Below are 22,243 nucleotides of genomic sequence, written 5' to 3'. Positions count from 1 at the left end.
TCAGCCGCCCTTTGCTGTATTTTTCCACTCACGCCGGATTAAAAGCTGGAAGTATATGAATAAAGGAAGAGGAATAACAATCCATCCAAGCGAACGGATAATATCCTTCATCGCCCCTCTTTTTACTTGCTCATAATGAAGTTTTTCATTTTCATCAAAACGCTGTCTTATTTCAGCTTCTGATGGTATCTCCAATTTTTGCTCTCTTGCCATAGTTATTTCATTGTACTTAAAACTGCTGTAGCTCTCATAATACGGTTCAGGGCTCACCAAATCTGCACCATTGTTAAAGAGCATGACCGTTCCCTTAATCGTCATCATCAACGTCACAAACAGGACAAGATACATATACAGCTGGCGGAACATATCCTCACTTCTTTCCTTTTTGTATTGTGCGATGATTACCGCAACTACAATACCTGAAAGCAGCACGGCAGCCATGACCATCAGCCAATCTTCCATATGCACCATCCTTTGTACTTGCTTATTACACTATATTTCATTGAGACAAGTTTATTTCCTCTATTTTTAATAAGTAGTTTACATGTGACACAATGCTTCATCCCGTGGAATATTAACCGTATTCTTCCAATAAACAGCTGATTCCGTTATAGTGGTCGCGTATAGAGTGAAGGAGGCACGAGCGTTGGAAAGAAGATATGATTTAGACTGGATAAAGGTGCTCGCAACAGGACTTGTAATCTTTTATCACTGCACGATGTTCTTCAACCCATGGCCATGGCATGTAAAAAACAACGATATTGATCATAGCGTAATACTTGTTCTTTCGCTTTTAATCGGTTCTTTCATCATGCCGCTGTTTTTTGCGATTTCAGGAATCAGCCTATATTTTGCGCTTCAAAAAAGGAGCATTAGGGTCTTGTTAAAGGAACGTTTGCTTCGCCTTGGCATCCCGCTTTTGTTTGCCGTATGGGTACTGTCGCCTCCGCAGGTTTACATCGAAAGGTTCGCCAGCGGACAATTCACGGGCAGCTTTCTTCAATTTTTGCCGCATTATACCGATGGCCTCTATCTGGATATTGGAGGAAGCGGAAACTTTTCATTTGCCGGCCATCATCTGTGGTATGTGCTTGTGCTCCTCGTTTTTTCAGCAGTTCTAGTGCCTCTGCTGATCCGGACAAAAAACAGCTCTGCAGCTTTCAAAGGCTATCATCTGATTTTGCTGCCTGTTCCTCTATCTTTAATAAAAGTGCTGGCCCCGACAATCCAGCTTGGAGGCTATGATATTCTTTTTTACTTAGCTGTTTTGCTGTACGGATTTTACTTTTTGAAAGATCGTACGTTTACAATGGTGCTTGAAAAGTACAGCACCTTGTTGATTGCGGCTGCCTCTGTCAGCTCTGTGCTTTGGGTGACCGGGTTTTTGCAGCAATGGAACGTCCTGCTGCTTGCGGCTGTACAAGTGCTGTATTGCTGGTCAAGTGTACTCTTAATCTTTCATCTTGCTAACAAGCATCTTTCGTTCTCTAACTCTTCTTTGCGTTATTTTAACGAAGCATCAATGCCCTATTACGTGCTGCACCAGCCGATTATTGTCATAGCAGGCTTCTTTCTAAGAGGTTTGGATCTGTCTGTTGCACTAAAATTCTTGCTGCTCGCCTGCATTGCGTATGGATCAGTCGCTGCACTCTATCATTTTGCAATAAAACCATACTCTTTGCCTCGTATCCTGACCGGTTTGAACGGCAAGTCTAGGAAAAAGCACATCAAAAGCACGCCAGAAGAGGTTTCTTTATACTAGTTTGCTTAGCTCTAATAAAGATGTTAGATGTTTAATGGACATAAATCAGATTCTTATAGCTATAAATTAAATTCTTATAGCCATAAAAACAGCCGGCGATCACATCAGGATCAGCCGGCCTCAACTTATTTATTTTCCAAAAGAAGATAAAAACTTTACGCGGTCGCCCATCGGCGGCACGTTGTTATCAACGAGGGCGATCTCCAGCAGTGCAGGACCATCTCCCGTCAACGTGCTGAACAAATTCAAGTTGATATCGTCCATGTTCTCTACTCGAGCGCTTTGGATGCCCATCGCTTCCGCCATCGCTGCGATATTAACCGGCTTCTGCTCAAAGCGGTCGTGTGAGCGCTTATACTGCAGAGTATGACCGTGATACACCATTCCGAGGCGGGCGTTGTTCATCACGACGAACAAGATTGGCAGATTATATTCCTTTGCTGCCAGCAGCTCCATTCCGTGCATAAAGAAGCATCCGTCGCCCGTAATCGCCGCAACAGGACGCTCCGGCTCAGCCAGCTTCGACCCAATCGCCGTGCTAATGCCGCTTCCCATCGCGCCAAAGTGAACGTTAATATCAAACGTACCTGTTTCCTTTACTTCCATATGGTGGATCACATATGACATGAACTCGCCGATATCCACTGTGTATCGTGTGGAAACCGGAAGATAATCCTGCAGCTTCAGCAAAACGTTTCGCGTGTTGTACTCTTCCAAAGCAGCATGATCTGCTTTTCCAGACTTTTCAGCAGTTTCCTTCGTAAACCCATACGCCTTCAGCTTTTCTATCAAAGCTGCTGCTGTCACTGAAACGTCTCCAACTACCGGCAGATCCACTTCATACTTTCTGCCAAACACTGTTTCGTCGATGTCCACTTGAATGACATAACGGTCTTTTGCCAAATTAGCGTTCCAGTTGTTCGTTGCCGTCTCGCCCAAGCTGGATCCCAGCACAAGCAGTGTCTCTCCGCGCGTGCTGTTGATCAGTTCGGATGCCTTTTCGTGTCCGGCAAAACCAAACACACCTGCACTGAGAGGATGCTGTGACGGAATCATTCCCTTGGCTTGAGGAGTCGTTAAAATATGCCAGCCTAACAGCTCCGCCAACTCTATTACAAGATTCTCACAGCCTCGTATTCCCTGCCCGGCAAAAATATAGCCGCTCTTAGATCTGAACAGGTGTTCAGCCACTTTTGCTAGCACATTTTCATCCGGAACCGCCGGAGTTTTAACAGGATATGCCGGAAGTTCTGGAACGTTTGACAGCATGTCCAGCTGCACATCGATCGGCATCGCCACATGCACAGGACCCGGCACGCCGCTCAGCGCGATTTCTACCGCTTTAGCTACTTCTTCTAAAAGCAATTCTGAGCTTTTTACCGATACGCTGTATTTTGTTACAGGTGCAAAAACCGGTGCCACATCCAGCTCCTGAGATGCGTTTAGCCCTTCAGTGTTGACAGGAACTGCACCTGTCAGGAACAAAACCGGCAGATGCTCTCTCATCGCGTTCGCCGCACCCGTCACAAGGTTCGTAGCGCCTGGCCCGCTGCACGCGATGCAGACGCCGAGTGATTTCGAATACTTGGCATAAGCTGCCGCCATATAAGAGGCCGCACCCTCATGCTTCGTTACGACCGGCTTGATCTCCGGCATTTCATACAGCTCATCAAAAAAAGCATTCACAGATCCCGCCGGAATTCCAAAGATATATTCAACTCCGCCGCTTTTCAAATAATCCAACACAGCCCGAACAGCTTTCATAAAAAATCGCTCCCCATTAGCATTTTTTTATCTGACAATCATCGTTGCTGCCTTTGTGCAGCGGTGTTATTTTGTTTTAAGTTTTTTTCTTTTAGACAATTTCCTTCTACTCGTTCAGTTTCTATGCATGTCATTTAATCAAATTGCTTTATCATCCATGAATCCTTCTTTGATAAAGTTGATCGGAGTGTAAGGTGCCGACTCCTCGAAAATGAAGGTCACATTTTCTTCGTGCGATGTCTTGCTGCGTAGCCTTCCTTATCCAGCGGGACGAGTGGGACAGGTGAGACCCTGAAACGCAGATCAACTGCTTCTCTGAGTTCTTTAAAAACAACAGAGTTATGCAAATAGATCTTATGATTGCATTATGAAATACTGCTTCTGCAAATCTGCCGCGGTGAGCGGACGGCTGAAATGATAACCCTGCATATAATGACAATCCTTTGAAAGAAGAAACTCAATCTGCTCTTCTGTCTCAACGCCTTCTGCAATAACATCAAGCTTCAAATTCTGGGCAAGAGTGATAATGGTATCCGTGATGGCCGCGTTATTGCTGTCACCCGTCACATCCCTGACAAACGTCTGATCGATCTTAAGCGTGTCGATCGGAAAATTCTTCAGGTAGCCAAGCGATGAATAGCCTGTCCCAAAGTCATCAATGGCAATTTTCACACCGAGACTTTTCAGCTGCTTCATCATGTTTATCGTCATGTCAGTGTTCTGAATGATGGCGTTTTCCGTCAATTCTAGTTCAAGAAGATCAGCTGGCACACCTGTCTCTTCAAGTGCGCAGCTCACGACCGAAATCAGATCCCGCTGCTTAAATTGCTGAGCGGCAATATTGACTGACATCTTGATGCTGTAGCCTAAATCACGCCAATGCTTCAGCTGCGTGCAGGCGGTCTTGATGACCCATTCTCCTATCGGTACAATAAGGCCCGTTTCTTCGGCTATCCCAATAAAATCAAGCGGCGGAACCATGCCCCGCACTGGATGATTCCAGCGGATGAGCGCCTCGACGCCAAAAATCTGTTTCGTCCTTACATCCATCTGCGGCTGGAAATAGAGGACAAACTCATTGTTTTCAAGCGCTTTATATAAATCGTTCTCGAGCCTCACGCTGTCGAGCGTGCGCACGTCCATACCCTGCTCGTAGAACTGGCAGTTGCCGCCGGAAAGTTCCTTCGCCTTGTACATCGCCGTGTCCGCATTCTTGATGAGGTCCTCGCTGTCGCAGCCGTCCTTCGGATAAAGCGCAACACCAATGCTCGTTTTTACAAACACTTCATTGCCGTCCAGATCAAACGGGCTTGTAAATGCTTCAAGAATTCGGTCTGAAATTTTTCGCACTTCATCTTCATTCTTGACACTCGGCACGATAATCGTAAATTCATCGCCGCCTTGCCTTGAAACCGTACACTCAACAGGCGTGCAAGTCACGAGCCGGTCCGCGACCTTTTTCAAAAGAACATCGCCAAAACTGTGTCCCATCGTATCATTGATCGTCTTAAAACGGTCCAGATCAAGGAACATGACGGCGAGCTGCTCGTTATGTTTCCGTTCATAGTTGAGCGCCTGATTAAGACGGTCCTTGAACAGCACACGGTTTGGCAAGTTCGTCAAGCTATCGTAATACGCGTGGTACTTGATTTTTTCTTCCATCTGTTTTCTTACGGTGCTGTCTTTGAACGTCACCACGTATCCTACTGTACTGTCGCTCTCAACGATGGATGATGCGACAAATTCCACAGGAAATTTAGTGCCGTCTTTTTTAAAGAAATGCTCATCGGTCGTATGTTTGTTTTGCGGAATAGCAAAATGCAATTGCTCTTTATTTGCATAGCGCTTATAAATACTGTTAAAAGGAAGTCCGATCAGATCCTCCTTCTGGGGATACCCGAGCATAGAAGCTGCGGCTGGGTTGCAGAACGTGAAATTCCCTTCAAGATCCAATCCGAAAATGCCTTCTCCCGCTGAATCAAGGATCAGTTCGTTCTCACGGCTCAATCGTTTCAGCTGCTTCACGACATGCTCCAGCTCAGCATTCTTTTGCGTCAGCTCAGACGTACGTTCTTGAATAATCAGTTCTTTTTTCTCAAAAAAGAGAAGGTTGGCAAGAGCGAGTGCCGTTGCATCAACGATTGACTGCGCCAGCAGCATATTTGACTCCGAAAACTCAGGCTCATCTTCATCCAGATGAACGACCGGAATAGCACCAAGCACTTCGCCCATAGCGACCAGCGGCATCATGTACATGCCTCTAATTCCAAAATGACGGCAAACTTCATGGTTTGGTCTTGGATCGGCGTAAACGTCTCGAATATAGATGGCTTTCTTAGTCCTGACTACTTCCTGGATGAGCTCATCCTTGTTATGATCGAGCTTCATCTCACCGTGCGACTTCATCCAGTCTTCCTCTGTCCAATCACTGTCCTTGCTTAAGCTCTCAGGCTTAATTTTCTTCTCTACGATCGGATCGAGCACATGTGCTGCAACGTTCGTGTTATTTAATACTTTTCCAACATAATGAAAACATGTATTCAATACATCCTGCATGGTTGCACAGTGCGGCAGGTCTCTATTGATGTCGAGCAGCAGCTGCTTTTCGGCGATCAGGTTTTCTTTTCGGCTCAAGTTATTCGCATTTCGGATGGCAACTGCCGCCATATTCACATACGCTTCAACCGTCTGGATTTCGTCCTGAGAAAGATTCATCGGGATTCCGTAATCGAACAGAAACGCAAGCCCGTAAATCTCATCTTCATAAAAAATAGGAACGCACAGCAGCGACTTGATGCTGAACGCATTAACCGGCGCCGGGTCCGGCCGTTTATCACGTGACGTATCCGGAATATAGATAGGTTGCTTCGTAGACAGCACTTCCCGCGCAAGCAAATCGATTTCCGGATTGATGATTAGTTTATCGAGCGTCATGCCGTTGATAACCGCAGGCTTTCCAACATAGCCCCGGTACGTTCCGTCGCCCTGCGGTAAATAAATACCTACCGAATCACATTTCACGATCTCCTCAGAGATGGCATAAACCACATATTCCAGCACATTTTTTAATTCCAGCTTCATATTGATTAGTTTCGTAATTTCAGCCAGTCTGGAATAGCGTGTTTGAACTTCAGACATAGCAAACCTCCACTTGCAGCTTTTCTTTTTTACAGATGTCTTTTCCGAGACACATTTACCGTTATTTACAATAGTTGTTAGTACCACTTCATTAACCCTTAAGCATTATACAGCCAGGAGTTTAAAAAGACGATATTTTCCTATTCCATATACATTTAGACTCATCTTTTATATCGGGCATGTCTTGACACCTTTCAAGCCGCAAAGCGTAAAATTACAAAACTGCAACAAAAGGCCCATTTAATGGGATTACTAGTTCAGTTGTACGAATGTACTAATTTCCGACAAAGTCTATTGTTTTTAATTGCTTTTGTGATAAAATCAAAAAGGTTTATATGAAAGCGATTACAACATATCTATGGAGGTGCTTTACTCGTGATCCAAACACTGGTAAAAACGCTAAATTTAAAAGACTTTACTCATGGCACAAGCAGCCAGCGCAAGGCGTTCGCAGAAAGCTTTACAGCAGGCATTAAAGAAACAGGATTCATCATCCTTGAAGGACACGGTGTAAACCCTGATCTTATCGATAAAAACTACGAGCTTTGGGAAAAGTTTTTCTCATTAGATACAGATACAAAGAAGAAGTACGAAGGAATCCTTGGCGGAGCACGCGGCTACACGGGATTTGGTAAAGAGCACGCGAAAAACCGTACAGTCGGCGATTTGAAAGAATTCTTCCATGTCGGCCAGGAGCTTCCTGTAGGACACCCGCTTTCAAGCGACTACGCAGCAAATGTTTGGCCTGAAGAGCTTCCTGAGCTTCGCCAGCATGCATTGAACTTCTACCGCGAGCTTGAGCGCGTAGCCCGCAACATGCTTGAGGCGCTTGCTCTTGAAATGGATCTTCGTCAGAACTTCTTCTCTGACATGATCCAGGATGGGAATAGCATCCTTCGTACGATTCACTATCCGGCTCTTGATGAGTCCATGGATAAAAACGCGATTCGTGCAGGAGAGCACGAAGACATCAACTTGATCACACTTCTCGTTGAATCTACAGCATCAGGCCTTGAGTTACTTACACGCGAAGGCGAGTGGATTCCTGTTAAAGGTGAAAAAGGCCAGATCATCGTTGATGCTGGAGACATGCTTTCCCGCATCTCGAACGAAGTTATTCCGGCAACTACTCACCGCGTAGTGAACCCTGAAGGAGAGAACACTTCTCGCTTCTCCATGCCGTTCTTCGTACACCCGTACCCGAACTGCTTGCTTGAGACGATCCCTCAGTGCATTACACCGGACAACCCGGAAAAATATCCTGCGATCACAGCAGGCGACTTCTTGTATCAGCGCCTCGTTGAGATCGGCTTGATCAAGGAAGATAAGTAAAACAGATGGGGGTCCGGTACCTTTTCGTTTTGAAGCCGCTGCAAAGCGGTTTCGCCGAAAAGGTACCGGACCCCATTAAAATAGGCTGGCCCTGAATACTCAGGACCAGCCTATTTGTTTAGGATTTCCTTGATAAGATCCTCTCACGCCTCCTCAGCAGCCGGAAGCAGCGGCTCATACATCATGATGGCGTGATTCTCTGCAACAAATTCGTCATCGATCAGCTCTCCGCTGCCGTTATACACCTTTCGATAGATCGTATTATGCCGCACATAGCCGCCCCAATACTCTTTTGTGATCAAGTGATCCTTCTCATACACTTTATATTTCATCGTGGATGGTACCTCGCATCGCCACTCGCCAATTAAATGCGTATCGTTCAATTCCAGCACCAGCTGAAAATCATGGTTCGTTTCGTTCTTGATCTGCAGATCCAAATAATTATATGCACAGGTCGCTCCGCTTCCAAACGGCTGATTTCGCTTTGAATCCGGAAACACGTCATAGCTGTGCCGGTACCTCTCCGTCACCGTTAACGGCGTATGCAGCGTGATCCAATAAATGAGGTTTGATAACTGACACAGCCCCCCGCCAGTTCCGACTGTCACTTTGCCATAATGCAGGATCATACCATCAACATAGCCCTTCCTTTTTGTTGTATTGCCGATTAGCTTCCAATACGAAAAGGTTTCGCCAGGTTTCAGAATGATCCCATTCACTCTGTCTGACGCTATCTTTAAATTTTTTACTTTATTATGCTGCAGCCACATATCAACATCCTTAAGCTGCCTCATCAGCGGTGTCTGGTGGCGAAACCGTGTAAAAGGAAGCTTCTCATTCATTTTGTGCTTCGCATACGTGTTGCTGTCTGTATACCATGCAGCATAGCGCTTCAATCGATAAAACTTCTTCCCCAAATAAATTCTGAGCCGTGACCGATCTATCGGCTTAAGCGATGAATCCACTTTTTATCCCCCAATTTCCTATTTTTAGGAAATATTCTCCAAATCACTTAAACTTCCTTTTTTTGTTAGAATAAACTTCATAAGGAGGAGCAAAAAATGAACAACATCAACTACAAATTCTGGACTGTCTGCATGATACAGGACGGTGATTCCGTTCTTTTGCTCGACAGGCAGCACGATCACTTTAAAGGATTCATACCTCCCGGAGGAAAAGTTGAATTTCCTGAGAGTTTTATAGATGCCGCTGTGCGTGAGGTGAAGGAAGAGACAGGCTTGGACGTGAAAAACCTTGAATTCAAGGGAGTCTATGAATACATAAACGTGGAGAAAAAGGACCGTTACATCATCTTCAACTACCTGACAAAGGAATTTACGGGTGATCTCATCGAAAACTCAATGGAAGGCAAGCCAGTTTGGGTAAAAATCAACGAGGCGTACAGCCTGCCAATGCAAAAGTCTATTCGGCGCCGCTTTCCATTATTTTTTGAAGCAGGAACATTCGAGATTCAAGTGCATTGGAACAATGAGAAAAATGAGGAAGGTAAAGTGACAATTAAGAGGACATAGTGCCTTCCTTTACACAAAAAAAAGACCAGCCTCCAAAAAAGACTGGTCTTCCGCCTATTACTCTATCGACTTCAAATATTGCGTGATCTGCATAACCTCTCCCTTAGACAGGTTTGGTTTATCTTTGTACTCATGACGGCTGATTGCTTCTTCCAGCGTTTTGGCGCTGCCGTCATGGAAATACGGTGCGGTATCATAAACGCCGCGGAGTGTCGGGGTATCAAAGGACTTCGCGTCACGCGGGTTTGAGAACCCAGCGCGCGCATCTCCTTTTGACGCCTTATCAATCGAACTCCCTGTGCCGATATCATGCAGGAACGAAATGTTCTTCGTCGAGAGCTTTCCATCCTTACCGAACGCTTTCGTACTGTCCGTAAACTGCGAGCCTGCGTGGCACGATATACATCCTGCCTTTTCAAACAATTCCTTCCCTTTTGCCGCATCAGCTGACAGCTTTCCGCCATCACGATACGGACTCTTCGGCGCTGGGAACGATTGCGGATCATCCAGATAAGCGAACATCGCGTCAAACATCTTCTGCACCTCCGCTGGAATCGGTTTACCTGGATCAAGCTCCGTCATACCGCCCATCTCACCCTGTACCGTGAGCAGATAGTCATTGAAATCATCACGAGTGCCGTCCCACATGAACAGGCCGTTCTCCGTTGTGCCCACGTTGCTCGGAATGTTGCGGAGACCTTTGGCCGTCATGATGGACAAACCGTTAATATCGCCGTCTGCATGACATGATGCGCAGCTCATCCAGTTGTTTCCGGTAATCTCCGTCGCATACTCATCACTGTTGGCGCTGTAAAAGATTTTCTTCCCCTTGCGCACTAGCGGAGTGAGCGAATCCTTCTGTATCAGCTTTTCGTTATCACCTGAAAGCCTCGCCTGCGCAAACGCTGACTTGCCTCCGGTCGCGACAGTTGCCACGTCATGGCTCATCGCGTTGTGCACATAAATTGACTTGCCGTCTTTCGAGAGCACCATGCCTCTCGGGTTGTCGCCTTCAATCCGGCGCAGAATCTGAACGGCATTGCCGCCGCGCTTTAAATCAAACACAACAAGATCCTCGCTGCCTGACATGAGCCCGTATGCTTTGCTGCCGTCTTTTTGGAACACCACATCATAAGGATTTGAGACGATCATCGCTTTATCGTTTTTATCTTTTACGTTAATTGATGTAAAAAGCTCTTTCCGCTCGTCAACCAGCTCTTCATCCTTCTTCAAATCGATGACCGAGATCGCTGGGAAAATTGTCTCTTCAAAATGAACCGGTGTGTCTACGTTCGTCAGCATGTGCGGGACCCACGCTGTTTTGCCGTCGGGACTGATCACAAACTGCTCGAGTGTGTTCGGAATACCCTGGCTTTTCTTCACATCTTTCTTATCAGGAGAATTCTCCAGCTGAATGACCTTTACGACCTTTTGCTTTTTCGTGTCGATCACATCAATACCGGCGTCCAAGTACTCCGGCACGTACAGCTTGCCGCCGTCTGCTGTGATAGCCAGCGTCCGCGGCCGGTTGCCAGTCTTGATTTCTTTTACCGTCTTCTCATCCTCAAGATCGATGACAGACACCGAATCAGACCTGTAGTTGGCGACGTACAGGAGCTCGCCGTCCTGGCTCGTTACGACGCCGTACGGCTCAACACCTGTTTTGATGGAACCCGTTACTTCCTTATCTTCAACCGAAATCACGTTCACCTTGTTATCGTACATGCAGGTGACGTACAGCTCTTCTTCATCCGGACTTAATGTGAGCTGGCGCGGCTCCTTGCATACCGGCACTTCCGCGGTCACCTTTTTCTTTTTCGCGTCCATGAACGTAACCGAGTTTACATCAATGTTCGCAGTGAAGATGGTCTTCCCGTCTTGCGTTTGTATGATGTTGTCGCTGTTAACCGCATAATCACGCGTTACGTTCTCTGACTGACATCCGGCCGCTGCCCCTATCATGAGGAGCAGCAGCAGAGAAAAGATGACTCGCTTCACAAAAATCGCCTCTTTACTTTTTCTTTACTTCAACCGGCACAAGCACTGGCGAAATGCCGTACTTTCCATGTCCCGCCTGAATTTGCGGAACGTTGTCGCCGTCTGTATTCTCGCTCTTATCGCCTTTTTTATAAAAATCGCCTGTATCCCAGAACTCGCTAGTCTGCATTCCTTCATCAAGACCTGGTCCATCAATTACAGTATCAAAAAAGTCAGTATAGCGGTTTACGATCGTTTCCTTATCTAACGCTTTCACCGCATCGTCGCCGCTTGAATTGCTCAAGTTATTCAATGCCACACGGTACACAGCCGCGACCGCCCCTGCTGTTGCAGGATCGTATTTCATCTCGCCTTTAGCTGTCTCATACGCATGTGCTTTCTTGTCCCACAGCTTTTCATCCATCGCTGCATAAAGCTTTCGTGCAGCATCACGGTACTTCTCATCCTCTGTCGCAAGGAACGCCGCGTTCAGGCCGCGGATCGCACCTAGCTGCGCCTTCAGCGTCTCATTGCCTTCTTTACCCTTGCCAATCGTATAGCTCTCTGTAACAAGCCCAGAGTCATTGATCATCTCATTCATCATAAAATCAGCCTGCTTGCGGATAAGCTCCAATGCACGCTTTCCTTCAGCCGTTTCAAGTCCTTTTGCAGCCTCGCCGCTCGCATAGCCAACTGGAAGTCCATCGATCGCGCGCTGGAAGATGCGAAGCGACTCAATCGTGTAGCCCGCTTCAAACGCATCTACTTTAGTGCCTTGCGTTTTTCCGTCATGCTCCGTCACAAACGTGCCTTCGTCATTGTTGAAGTGCATCGCGTCTAAGTTTTTAAATGTATGCAGCATCACGTCACGGTTTACCGAGAACGCATCGTCAGACACAACATCGTTTGCAGGATCATTGTCTGTGTTTTCTTTTGGTGCAGCTGCAAACGGCTCACCGTCAAACAACGCACGGAACGACGGCGGCGTGTTTTTATTATCCGCACGCTGGTCCGTCATGCCGAAGAATTCAGCAGATGGCCATAGCATCATCCACTGGTCGTTCAGCTTGCTGCTCTTGTCCGTCACGTTCAGCGACTCTGCGTTTGGCGCAGCTTCACTTCCGCCCTCCGTCACTTCAGTCGCGTGAGGCAGATAAACGAACCCTTTTGATGGATCATATTCGCTGCCAAGACCTGCTTTTCCAAGCTCGCCTTTAGCAGATTGATAGAACAATGAATCGTGAACATAGTTCAGCTTGTTCCAGATCTCTTCTGTTAAAATCACACCTTGCATGCCGTCCGCAGAGCTCACGCCAAGCCTTATGTTCTTGTCGTCATCATCTTTCGGCGTTTCGCCGGCAAGCTCTTCATCCTTATCCACTGTATGGAATCCGCCCATAAAGTCACCCGCCCAAAGCGCCTGCTTCAGGAACGTTCCCCCGTAAGCTGCTGGCGTCAAAAGCTTCTCCATACGGCTGCGGTCCCAGCGGAGAGATTCAAAGTTTACTTGATATTCCGGCACATACGCGCCGTCCTCGCCCGGAGCATACTCGCCAGTCTCAACTTTTTGCGAATAATGCGGGTCGCCGTAAGCGTACTCGATCATCGTCGGATACATGTTCGAGAAGATTTCCTCTTTTGGATATCCGACGGAATCAGCCAGCTTATAAAAACGCTCCCCAAGCACTTCCTCAGGCTTCTTGCCTTCTTCTTTTGCTGCTTTTTGAATGACTGGCCCGTTCAGCAGGTGAAGACCAAGCCCTGATTTCTCAACAACCTCATACATCGCTTCCTCAGAGTACTCATATGCCTCGATCCCAGCCGTATAATCAAACTTCGCCGGCTGATCCACCTTCTTCGGATCTAGGATGTCCAGATCAAGCCCAAGCCCTTCAACAAGCGGCTCTCCTGATAGCTCAAACTCCGCGTAAGCAAACATGTTGCTTGCTGTATCAAATGTATAGTCAGTCGGCTTAACGGTTACTGGTGAGGAAGATTTGCCTTCTTCCTTCTCCTTTTCACTGCTGCCAGCAGAACAGCCTGCAAGCATCAAGCTCATCGCCACAGCAGCCGTTGCCATCGTATTAAACGGTTTCAATTTCATATCTATGTTCTCTCCCTAATAACCGAATGATAATAATTCTCAATCTCAACAAAAACCATTATACAGATTCCTGCTATATCAAACAATGAATATTGCAAAATTACATGTAATTGACAAAAAGGTGGTAGTGGGGGTCCGGTACCTTTGGTACCGGACCCCCACACCCACAATAAGAAAAGTAGTATGATTTTAAGGAAATGCTGTAAGAAATTGATGAAATGCTATAAGAAAATTTTGAAATGCTTTAAGAAATCCTTGAAATGATGTAAAAACTCTCAAAACTGATGTGCCGATGCAGTTTTCAGAGCAAATAGGTAAAGATAAACTGCCCTTTTTAATTTCAAAAGTTAGATTTTGCTGATGTGATATGAAAAAATGCAGCAAAAGAGTACACTCACAACAAAAAAAGGCGCCCCATATATTAATAGGACAGCCTAACCTCTTCATCTATTCAACACCGTAAAATCCTGCCATTCCTCAGGCAGCAGCGCACGGTATTTCGGCGTCAAGTACCGGTCGTCGATCAGCAGAATCGTTCCCGTGTCCTCCTCAGACCGGATGAGCCTGCCGCCAGCCTGAAGCACCTTGTTCATGCCAGGATACACATACGAATAATCGTAGCCGCTCCGGCCGCTGCCATTAAAATAGTCTTTAATGATATTCCGCTCCAAACCTAACTGAGGCAGCCCGACACCAACGACCGCTACACCGTTCAAACGGTCGCCTTTTAAATCCACACCTTCAGAAAAGATGCCGCCCATGACCGCGAACCCGAGAAACGTCCCTTGCTGGTCTGCCTTAAAAGCAGCCAAAAACGCCTCCCGCTCATCCTCTCTCATGCCAGGCTGCTGCAAGACCGTTTCAATCCCATCATCACGCGCAATAAATGCCTCATACACCTCGTTCATGTACGCATACGACGGAAAAAACACGAGAAAATTCCCCGGCTTACCGGCGAGCACCTCAGCCAATGTTCGCGCGATCGGCTCATAAGACCGCTCCCTGTCGCGGTAGCGCGTCGAAAGCGGCTGAACGTACACATCCCAGTTTTCTTTCGGAAACGGAGACGGAATTTTGAACACATAATCCTCCGGCACACCGCCAAGCATCTCGCGGAAATACCCTAACGGCGATAATGTCGCAGAAAAATACACACGAGACCGGTACCGACGGCCCGCTTCACTTACAAGCTGCGAAGGATCCAGACAGAACAGCTTCACCCGCACCTCACTCCGGTCGTGCTCCATAAACGTGACGAACCGCTCATCATATAAATCAGCGATACGTATAAAGCTCATGGCCGCAAAATACGCCTCAAGCAGCAGCTCGCTGTCTTCGCTTCCAGAAGCCAGCACCCGCTCAGCCTGAACACAAAATTCCTCGAGCAGATCCACAAGCTCCTCCGGCAGCGCTGCATCGACACTTTCCCGCTCCGGCTCCATCTTTTTCCGCGCATTTAACAGGTGGTCATTCAGGGCTGAAGCTGAGTACCGTACCCCAGCATCGCGTCCTTTGAACTCCCGCTTCAGCTGCAGAAACACTTTTTTCTCAATCTCAGCCGAAAACATCGAACGCGCGCGGTCGACAAGATTATGCGCCTCATCCACGAGGATCGCAGCTTTTTTCTTCTGCTCCTCGAACAACCGCTTCAACGACACCTTTGGATCAAACACGTAATTATAGTCGCAGATTACGGCATCTGAAGCATATGCCAGATCAATTGAAAACTCGAACGGACAAACCCGGTGCTTACGCGAATATTCCTGAATCACATCACGCGTCATCACCGTTTCGTTACTTAAAATATCAAGCATCGCGCCGTTGATCCGGTCATAATGACCGTCCGCAAACTCGCAATAATCACTTTGGCAGATCGTTTCTTCTTTTAAACACGCCTTATCCTTTGCCGTGATCGTCACCGTGTGCATATGCAGCCCGCCTGACTGCATGTGCCGGAATGCCTCTTCCGCCGCCGTTCTTGTGATCGTTTTTGCCGTTAAATAAAAAAATCGCTGCAGATGGCCTTCGCCGATCGCCTTAACTGCCGGGAACGTCACACTGATCGTCTTTCCTGTCCCGGTCGGGGCGTTGGCAAAAAGCGTACGGCTGTCCGCGATCGACTTGTATACTGCGCCCGCCAGTTTCCGCTGCCCTTCACGGTATTTCTCATATGGAAACGGTAGCTCACGGATGCTCTCATTCCTTTGCTTCTCATGATCAGCAAGCATGCGCGCATATGGCACAAACGCTTCTGCCACCTCGAAAACGAACCCCTCAAGCTCCTTAAACGAAAACTCCCGGACAAATCGCTTTTTTTCCTCGGTATGAACGTGAACATACGTCAGCTGCACGTTCATATCGCACAGCCCGTGATCGAGAGAATACATATACGCGTAGCACTTCGCCTGCGCCCAGTGAACTGGATGGGAGTCCTCCTCCACATCAGCCAGATCGCGGGCGGTTGATTTGATCTCATCCACCGTCACTTTGCCGTCATCATTATAAAGAAGGCCGTCCGCACGACCGTCGATCAAGAAGGTCATTCCCTCCAGCTCGACCTCACACTTCAAATACACCTCTCGCTCATCATTTTCTCCATACGTTTTCTGTATTTTCTGGTGCGCCTTCGTCCCTTCCGTCAAACTTGCGGAAGTCATGAAGCCTGACGTGATGCTGCCGCTGCGGTACACATACTCTACCAGCGACCGTACTGATATCTTTACTGCTTCACTCATCCCGCATTCCTCCCCGTTCTTATCTCGTCGTTCTATTTTACCAGTTTTCAGACTAAATAAGGGCTATCGCTTCCCACACTAGCTTGTCCCCCTGTAAAATAACACCATACATACTTAGGGGGTACGGTACTCATGATCGAAATGCGCAAGTTAACAGAAACAGATTTTGACGAGGCGATTAAACTTTCGGAATACGCGTTCCAATACAGTGTGCCGAGCGAGGATTATGAGCGGCGAATCGACATGCTGAAGACGCATGAAATTTGGGGTGAGTATGAAGACGATGCGCTCATTTCCAAGCTTCACATACTGCACAAGAAGATCAACATTGGAGACAGACTGTTCGAAATGGGCGGAATTGCGGGAGTTGCAACGTATCCTGAGCACCGCCGCAAAGGATCGGTCACTCGTCTGCTGAAGCAGTCTTTGCAATCCATGAAGGAACGAGGCCAGACGATCAGCCTCCTTCACCCGTTCGACATTAACTTTTACCGCCGCTTTGGTTGGGAATTGACCGCATCTTTAAAAAAATATGAGCTCGAAAAGAAAGATCTGTTCCGCTATCCTGATGGACCTGGCCGGATAAAGCGGTTCGGAAAAGACGAAGGCAACGATGTGCTGAACAGTGTTTACGAGCAATGGTTCGCGAAATTCAATCATATGCTCGTCCGCGACGATAATTGGTGGAACCATCATGTGTTCACGGACGGCTATAACCGCGTCGTTTATTTTAACGAAAATAATGAGGCGGAAGGCTACCTTTGCTGCAAGGCTGCTGACAAGCTGCTGGACGTCCAAGAAATGGTTTACTTAAACGAAACGGCTCGCCGTGCGCTCTGGAATTTTATCGCGCAGCACGATTCGATGGTCGACAAAGTGAAAATCGTCGCGCCCGAAAATGACAGTCTCGCTTATCACCTGCAAAACCCGCGCATCAAGCAGGAGCTGTATCCTTATTTCATGGCGCGTATAGTTGACGTTGAAGGCTTTTTGCAGCTCTATCCGTTTGAAAATATATCGCGTCCGATAACAATCACCGTCACAGACAGCCAATGCCCTTGGAACAACAGCGCTTACCGAATTGGAGAAGAAGGAATTACCACTGGAGACAGCAGCACTGGCCTAACCATGGACATCGGCACCTTGACCGCGCTGTTGCTGAACGCGATGCCGCCAGCCGTTTTATATGAGACGGAGAAAATCGCAGGATCTCGCGAAGACTTGGATGCACTTGCTGAGATCATCACAACAAAATCAGTATGTTTCATCGATTTCTTTTAACGATTAAGGAGGTCCGCAGCGTTGGAAATCTACCGTTTTGATAAAAAAGCAGGAAAGAAAATAACGCATTTCGAGTCTGATTTCATTATGTCTCGGATTATGATGACGTCTAAACCAGCACACATCGGCTGTATGCACCTTGAGGAAAACGGGGTCATTGGCTATCATGATGCGGTCGTTCCACAGCTGCTTTTGATCGTGGAAGGAGAAGGCTGGGTGTGCGGTGAGGATGAAGAAAGAGTTCACGTACAAACAGGCGACGCCGTTTTTTGGACTAAGGGTGAAGGTCATGAAACTACTACTAAAAAAGGCTTAACAGCCATCGTTATAGAAAGTGAGGAGCTCAATCCTTCTAATTTCATGCCATTACGAGATACTTTTTAAAAGCCGGATACTCCGGCTTTTTTTATTTTTCAATAGCCTGCCACAATTTACTGTGAAAGCGCTATTGATAACGGAGAGGAAATTGACTATAGTAAATTAGTCAGAGGTCTGACATCTTTACTTTTCAACCAAAAAGGAGGTTGTCCTGCCTTATTCACTCGGCAGGTTCACATATGGGAGCTATCGGATTATTTCTTTCAGGTGCCGCGCTTTTCATCAACAGCATGATGCTTTCCGGCAAAGCTGACGCTCGCAGCGCAGCCATTTTCAACTTATTTGTCGGTGCTTTTCAGATCGCCGCGCCTTTTTACCTTGTCATCACATCGGACGGATCCAGCTGGGCCACGTTCAATAATGGAGCCATTTTTCTTTTCGGACTCACATACTTGTACTTAGGTGTCACGATCCTTAAAGATCTTGATACAACAGGACTAGGCTGGTACTCGCTTTGGGTCGCGATCGTCGCACTCGTTTACGCAGCCGTTTACTTCGTACAGCAAAACGACATCGTCAACACACTGATCTGGATCATGTGGGCGTTTCTATGGTTCTTGTTCTACCTTTTATCCGCCGTTAAAAAGCCGATTGAAGCGTATATCGGCAAAATCGCTTTCGTTCAGTCATGGACGACTCTCACGATCCCAGCGATGCTCATGATGCTTGGCGTCTGGAGCACTCCGAACGTACAGCAAATCTGGCTGTTCGTTTCACTCGCATCTATCGCTTATTTTGTGATTGTTACGGTACGTTATGCGATCACCGCTAAAAAAGAATACAACACACAGACTGCATAAGAAAAAGGAAGGTCCCTGCGGCCTTCCTTTTTACATACTTTTTAATCCTGCCAAATATCGTTCCAATGTAAATCGCAGGCTTTCATCACGGTCAAAATCCATCGCAAAACCCCCGCCCTGTTCGATTGAGGCAAACCCATGCAATAGGCTGCGCAATCCTCGGACTGCATGGAACGCATCACGTTCGTTCAATCCATATGAACGCAGCAATTTCAGCGACAGTTCAACGATTTTAGCTCCTGCCGCCATCTGCTCCTCGCTGTCAAGATCTGCCGGCTTAAACCCTGCCTCATAAAGGCCGGGATGAGACCTTACAAAATTCACATATGCAATTCCGACACTCATAATCGCAGCATCGCCAGTTCGCCCTTTTGAAGCCTCTTCCATCACAGAAAACAATTTTTCTAAACCAAAAACAGCTATTTTCTGTTTCAATGCTGGCAGCCCGTCGATATGGTTATAAAGAGACGGGGTACGTATATTGAGTTTTTTCGCAAGTATCGCTAACGTCAAAGCACCAAATCCTTCGTTGTCCACGATCTCCACCGCAGCCTCTACCACTTTATCCAAATCCAAGCCAATTCTAGGTGACATAACCTACTCTCCTTTTAATCAAGCCTTAGATGCTGCCGCTTCTTCAAGCATGATGGCGTTACGGATGTGCTCTTCAGGGGCCTTAAGCATCTCGCCATGCCCAATCGCCAGAACAGACGGGCGATAAGAAAGCAGTTTTTCCGCACTCGCCACAGCCGTCTTTTTGTCCCAAGTCGCCAATGCCGGAAACGGGAACCAGAAACGCACCTGGCCGGAGATCGCAAAACCTGCTCTTGTCTGAAACGCATCACCGGCGATCATGATGTTGTTTCTTACATCCATAAAAGACATCGAGCCCGGTGTGTGTCCCGGTGATGATATAGCCAGCAAAGAACCGATTTTATCTCCCTCTTCAAGCAGCACATCCGGACGGGTGATCATCTTTTTCGGTACACCGCCTTTAATCGGCGTCTGCGCCTCATGAGCATCCAGCGACCGGTCGCCTTCGATCAAACGGGCATCACGCCTCGAAATATAAACGCGCGCATCCGGAACCGCAGCTTTAATTTTATCAAGCGCACCAACATGATCTTCGTGTGCATGAGTGATAACGATGCGAGTGATCGGCTTTCCGATATCTCCAGCCGCTTTCAAGATTCCCGCAGCGCTGAACGGCATTGCAGCGTCCACCAGCGTGAGCTCCTTCTCTTCTTCAACCAAATAACAGTTCACCGGAAACATTCGCGGCATGGTAGTTAACTGATAAACGGACTGTTCCTTTGTGATTCTCATTTTATCAAAACCCCTTTATTCTTCAAAAACTAATGCTCTTAGTTTTATTATAAACTAATGATATTAGTTTTGTGCAAAGAATCGTTCGACAAAATAAAAAGAGAGCGCTAACTCAGCTCTCTCCACTCAACAGATCATTCATTTCCTGTAATTCTGCCGCTTTTAGTTCCCGCCATTCCCCTGTCTCCAAGCCATTCAGCGTCAGATTCATGAGCCTGACGCGTTTCAATCGGATAACGTTATATCCTAATGTCTTGCACATCCTCCTGATCTGGCGGTTCAAACCTTGTGTAAGGACAATGCGAAACACGTACGGACTTACCTGCCACGTCCTGCAAGGAAGCGTCCGCACCCCGCCGAGAATCTCAACCCCTGCCGCCATTTTATCTAAAAACAGCTGTGTCACAGGCTGATCCACCGTGACCTCATACTCTTTTTCGTGGCCAAACTCCGACTTCATTATATTGTTCACGATGCTGCCGTCATTGGTCAGCAGCATCAGCCCTTCAGAATCCTTGTCCAGCCTGCCGACAGGAAAAATCCGTTCACTATGCCCGACAAAATCGATGATGTTGCCTTCCACCGCTGGCTGCGCAGTTGTCGTGATGCCGCGCGGTTTGTTAAGCAGGATGTAAACGCCGCGAACATCCTGCTGCCGCTCAACCCGCTCTCCATCCACCATCACTACATCATCCGCGGCAATTAGCGAATCCTTATGACAAGCCTCACCGTTCACCATAATCCGCCCGGCCTTAATCAGCCGATCGGTCTCACGCCGCGAGAACCGCCCCGTCTCGCTCATATATTTTTGAATTCGTATCATTTAAGGACGCAGCAAAATCTTGCCTGTACTTTTACGGCTTTCAAGCAGTTCATGTGCCTTGCCGCCTTCACTCAGTGCGAACACCGTTGGTTCCGCCACTTTTAGCTGACCTTCTGCAATCCAGCCAAACAGCTCAGCCGACCGTTTCACGCGCTCTTCACGGTTCGTCAGCACGTTCCACAAATCCCCGCCCGTCAGCGTTTTAGACGTGTCCATCAGCATACGCGGATCAACCGGCGCCGGATCTCCGCCTGCCATTCCATAAAACACGACCGTTCCGCCGATTCTCGTCGCTTCAAAGCTTTCCATCAACGTCGAGCCAACCGATTCATACACAACATCAACGCCTCTGCCTTCCGTAGCATCCAGCACCTTCTGTTTCCAGTCATCGCTGTACAAGTACACAACGTCAGCCCCAGCCGCTCTTGCTGCCTTTGCTTTTTCATCTGATGACGTGAGCCCGATGACACGGCCGCCAAGGAGCTTCGCCATCTGGACGAGAAGCTGGCCAACACCCCCAGCCGCAGCATGCACGAGCACCGTCGAGCCGAGCTTCACCGGATAGCTGTCGCGCGTTAAATAATGCGCAGTCAGTCCCTGCAGGAAAATGGATGACGCGGTCTCGAATGAGATCCCGTCTGGCAGCGGAATTGCTTTTTCATATGGAACCGCTACAAGGTCAGCATTCGCGAACGGCACATCAGCAAACCCGATGCGGTCTCCCGGCCGGATTCCTGTTACATTGCTGCCTACCTCTTCAACAACACCCGCACCCTCGTAGCCCGGGATGTACGGCGGATTTCCCGCTAGATGGTAGTTTCCTTTACGGCGGTAAACGTCCGCGTAATTTAGCCCGATCGCCTTCATGCGGACGAGAATTTCATCCGGCCCGATAACAGGCTCTGAAATTTCCTCATATTGCAGCACTTCCGGACCACCGAATTTATGAAAAACTAAAGCTTTCATATGTATCCCTCGTTTCATGGTCTCATCGGTTGAAAACGATGAGAAAACATGTTTATTTTCTTACAATAACCTTCCTTTATTCTAAAAAGCACATCACGAGCCGTCAATTTTAAGTGTTTGAGTGTGCTGGAAGAGGGTGAGCTTCTCCGAAAACGTTCAGTCCGCCGGATATGTGCCATTTTCGAGTGTTATGTGCCGATTTATCGGGTTGTGTGCCGTTTTTGAAGCATTATGTGCCATATTTTAAAGATATGTGCCATTTGACAAAATTCGACACACATTCGCTGAATACATTCATACAAAAAAGCAAAGCCACAAGGACCTT

Annotated in this window: 17 protein-coding genes; 6 read left to right on the top strand and 11 right to left on the bottom strand. The window is 47.5% G+C overall.

The window, feature by feature from the left end; translation table 11 throughout:
• Positions 1-462, bottom strand: a complete 462-nt coding sequence (locus tag CGZ90_RS11380) for a hypothetical protein (RefSeq protein ID WP_094252629.1) — start codon at positions 460-462, stop codon at positions 1-3.
• 184 nt (positions 463-646) lie between these two features.
• Here CGZ90_RS11380 and CGZ90_RS11375 point away from each other — a divergent pair, with 184 nt between their 5' ends.
• Positions 647-1,762, top strand: coding sequence for an acyltransferase family protein (locus tag CGZ90_RS11375; protein WP_165766836.1), 1,116 nt, complete (start codon positions 647-649; stop codon positions 1,760-1,762).
• 129 nt (positions 1,763-1,891) lie between these two features.
• On the opposite strand, the gene CGZ90_RS11370 is transcribed toward CGZ90_RS11375, so the two are convergent.
• Together CGZ90_RS11370 and CGZ90_RS11365 are read right to left on the bottom strand one after the other, a co-directional pair.
• Entirely contained in the window at positions 1,892-3,526 is a 1,635-nt protein-coding gene (locus tag CGZ90_RS11370) for a thiamine pyrophosphate-binding protein (RefSeq protein ID WP_094252627.1), read from the bottom strand.
• A 354-nt stretch (positions 3,527-3,880) separates the two neighbouring features.
• Complete coding sequence (locus CGZ90_RS11365; protein ID WP_094252626.1) at positions 3,881-6,664, bottom strand: bifunctional diguanylate cyclase/phosphodiesterase; 2,784 nt, start codon at positions 6,662-6,664, stop codon at positions 3,881-3,883.
• A 375-nt stretch (positions 6,665-7,039) separates the two neighbouring features.
• Between CGZ90_RS11365 and CGZ90_RS11360 the strand changes: the two genes are divergently transcribed.
• On the top strand, positions 7,040-7,996 hold the full coding sequence (locus CGZ90_RS11360; RefSeq protein ID WP_094252625.1) for an isopenicillin N synthase family dioxygenase: 957 nt from the start codon (positions 7,040-7,042) through the stop codon (positions 7,994-7,996).
• A gap of 143 nt (positions 7,997-8,139) precedes the next feature.
• Here CGZ90_RS11360 and CGZ90_RS11355 read toward each other — a convergent pair whose 3' ends face one another.
• The gene (locus tag CGZ90_RS11355; RefSeq protein ID WP_094252624.1) at positions 8,140-8,961 is read right to left on the bottom strand and encodes a VanW family protein; all 822 of its coding nucleotides are present in this window, start codon (positions 8,959-8,961) and stop codon (positions 8,140-8,142) included.
• Between the two features lie 96 nt (positions 8,962-9,057).
• Here CGZ90_RS11355 and CGZ90_RS11350 point away from each other — a divergent pair, with 96 nt between their 5' ends.
• Positions 9,058-9,528, top strand: coding sequence for an 8-oxo-dGTP diphosphatase (locus CGZ90_RS11350; RefSeq protein ID WP_094252623.1), 471 nt, complete (start codon positions 9,058-9,060; stop codon positions 9,526-9,528).
• 57 nt (positions 9,529-9,585) lie between these two features.
• Here the strand turns inward: CGZ90_RS11350 and CGZ90_RS11345 are convergent, their stop codons facing one another.
• The 3 genes from CGZ90_RS11345 to CGZ90_RS11335 form a co-directional block, all read right to left on the bottom strand.
• The gene (locus CGZ90_RS11345) at positions 9,586-11,490 is read right to left on the bottom strand and encodes a beta-propeller fold lactonase family protein (RefSeq protein ID WP_094253114.1); all 1,905 of its coding nucleotides are present in this window, start codon (positions 11,488-11,490) and stop codon (positions 9,586-9,588) included.
• Positions 11,491-11,539: 49 nt separating this feature from the next.
• Complete coding sequence (locus CGZ90_RS11340; protein WP_094252622.1) at positions 11,540-13,609, bottom strand: hypothetical protein; 2,070 nt, start codon at positions 13,607-13,609, stop codon at positions 11,540-11,542.
• A gap of 443 nt (positions 13,610-14,052) precedes the next feature.
• Positions 14,053-16,344: an ATP-dependent DNA helicase gene (locus CGZ90_RS11335; RefSeq protein ID WP_094252621.1), complete on the bottom strand. Its 2,292-nt coding sequence runs from the start codon at positions 16,342-16,344 to the stop codon at positions 14,053-14,055.
• A 132-nt stretch (positions 16,345-16,476) separates the two neighbouring features.
• On the opposite strand from CGZ90_RS11335, the gene CGZ90_RS11330 reads away from it, so the two are divergent.
• The 3 genes from CGZ90_RS11330 to CGZ90_RS11320 all read left to right on the top strand — a co-directional run bounded on the left by CGZ90_RS11330 (position 16,477) and on the right by CGZ90_RS11320 (position 18,803).
• On the top strand, positions 16,477-17,625 hold the full coding sequence (locus tag CGZ90_RS11330; RefSeq protein WP_094252620.1) for a GNAT family N-acetyltransferase: 1,149 nt from the start codon (positions 16,477-16,479) through the stop codon (positions 17,623-17,625).
• Positions 17,626-17,646: 21 nt separating this feature from the next.
• A complete protein-coding gene (locus CGZ90_RS11325; RefSeq protein WP_094252619.1) occupies positions 17,647-18,009 on the top strand; it encodes a cupin domain-containing protein in 363 nt (120 codons plus the stop codon).
• Positions 18,010-18,182: 173 nt separating this feature from the next.
• The gene (locus CGZ90_RS11320; RefSeq protein ID WP_094252618.1) at positions 18,183-18,803 is read left to right on the top strand and encodes an AmiS/UreI family transporter; all 621 of its coding nucleotides are present in this window, start codon (positions 18,183-18,185) and stop codon (positions 18,801-18,803) included.
• Between the two features lie 30 nt (positions 18,804-18,833).
• Here the strand turns inward: CGZ90_RS11320 and CGZ90_RS11315 are convergent, their stop codons facing one another.
• The 4 genes from CGZ90_RS11315 to CGZ90_RS11300 all read right to left on the bottom strand — a co-directional run bounded on the left by CGZ90_RS11315 (position 18,834) and on the right by CGZ90_RS11300 (position 21,918).
• Positions 18,834-19,397: a TetR/AcrR family transcriptional regulator gene (locus CGZ90_RS11315; protein WP_094252617.1), complete on the bottom strand. Its 564-nt coding sequence runs from the start codon at positions 19,395-19,397 to the stop codon at positions 18,834-18,836.
• Positions 19,398-19,415: 18 nt separating this feature from the next.
• Entirely contained in the window at positions 19,416-20,129 is a 714-nt protein-coding gene (locus CGZ90_RS11310) for an MBL fold metallo-hydrolase (RefSeq protein WP_094252616.1), read from the bottom strand.
• A gap of 112 nt (positions 20,130-20,241) precedes the next feature.
• The gene (locus CGZ90_RS11305) at positions 20,242-20,949 is read right to left on the bottom strand and encodes a pseudouridine synthase (RefSeq protein ID WP_094253113.1); all 708 of its coding nucleotides are present in this window, start codon (positions 20,947-20,949) and stop codon (positions 20,242-20,244) included.
• Between the two features lie 3 nt (positions 20,950-20,952).
• Complete coding sequence (locus tag CGZ90_RS11300) at positions 20,953-21,918, bottom strand: quinone oxidoreductase family protein (RefSeq protein WP_094252615.1); 966 nt, start codon at positions 21,916-21,918, stop codon at positions 20,953-20,955.
• Between the last annotated feature and the right edge of the window lie 325 nt (positions 21,919-22,243).

Origin of the sequence: Fictibacillus aquaticus (assembly GCF_002245695.1) — a bacterium.
In the GTDB taxonomy this organism is placed as follows: domain Bacteria; phylum Bacillota; class Bacilli; order Bacillales; family Fictibacillaceae; genus Fictibacillus; species Fictibacillus aquaticus.
The sequence above is the reverse complement of the archived record's forward strand: the minus strand, read 5'-3'. Positions and strand labels throughout refer to the sequence as shown.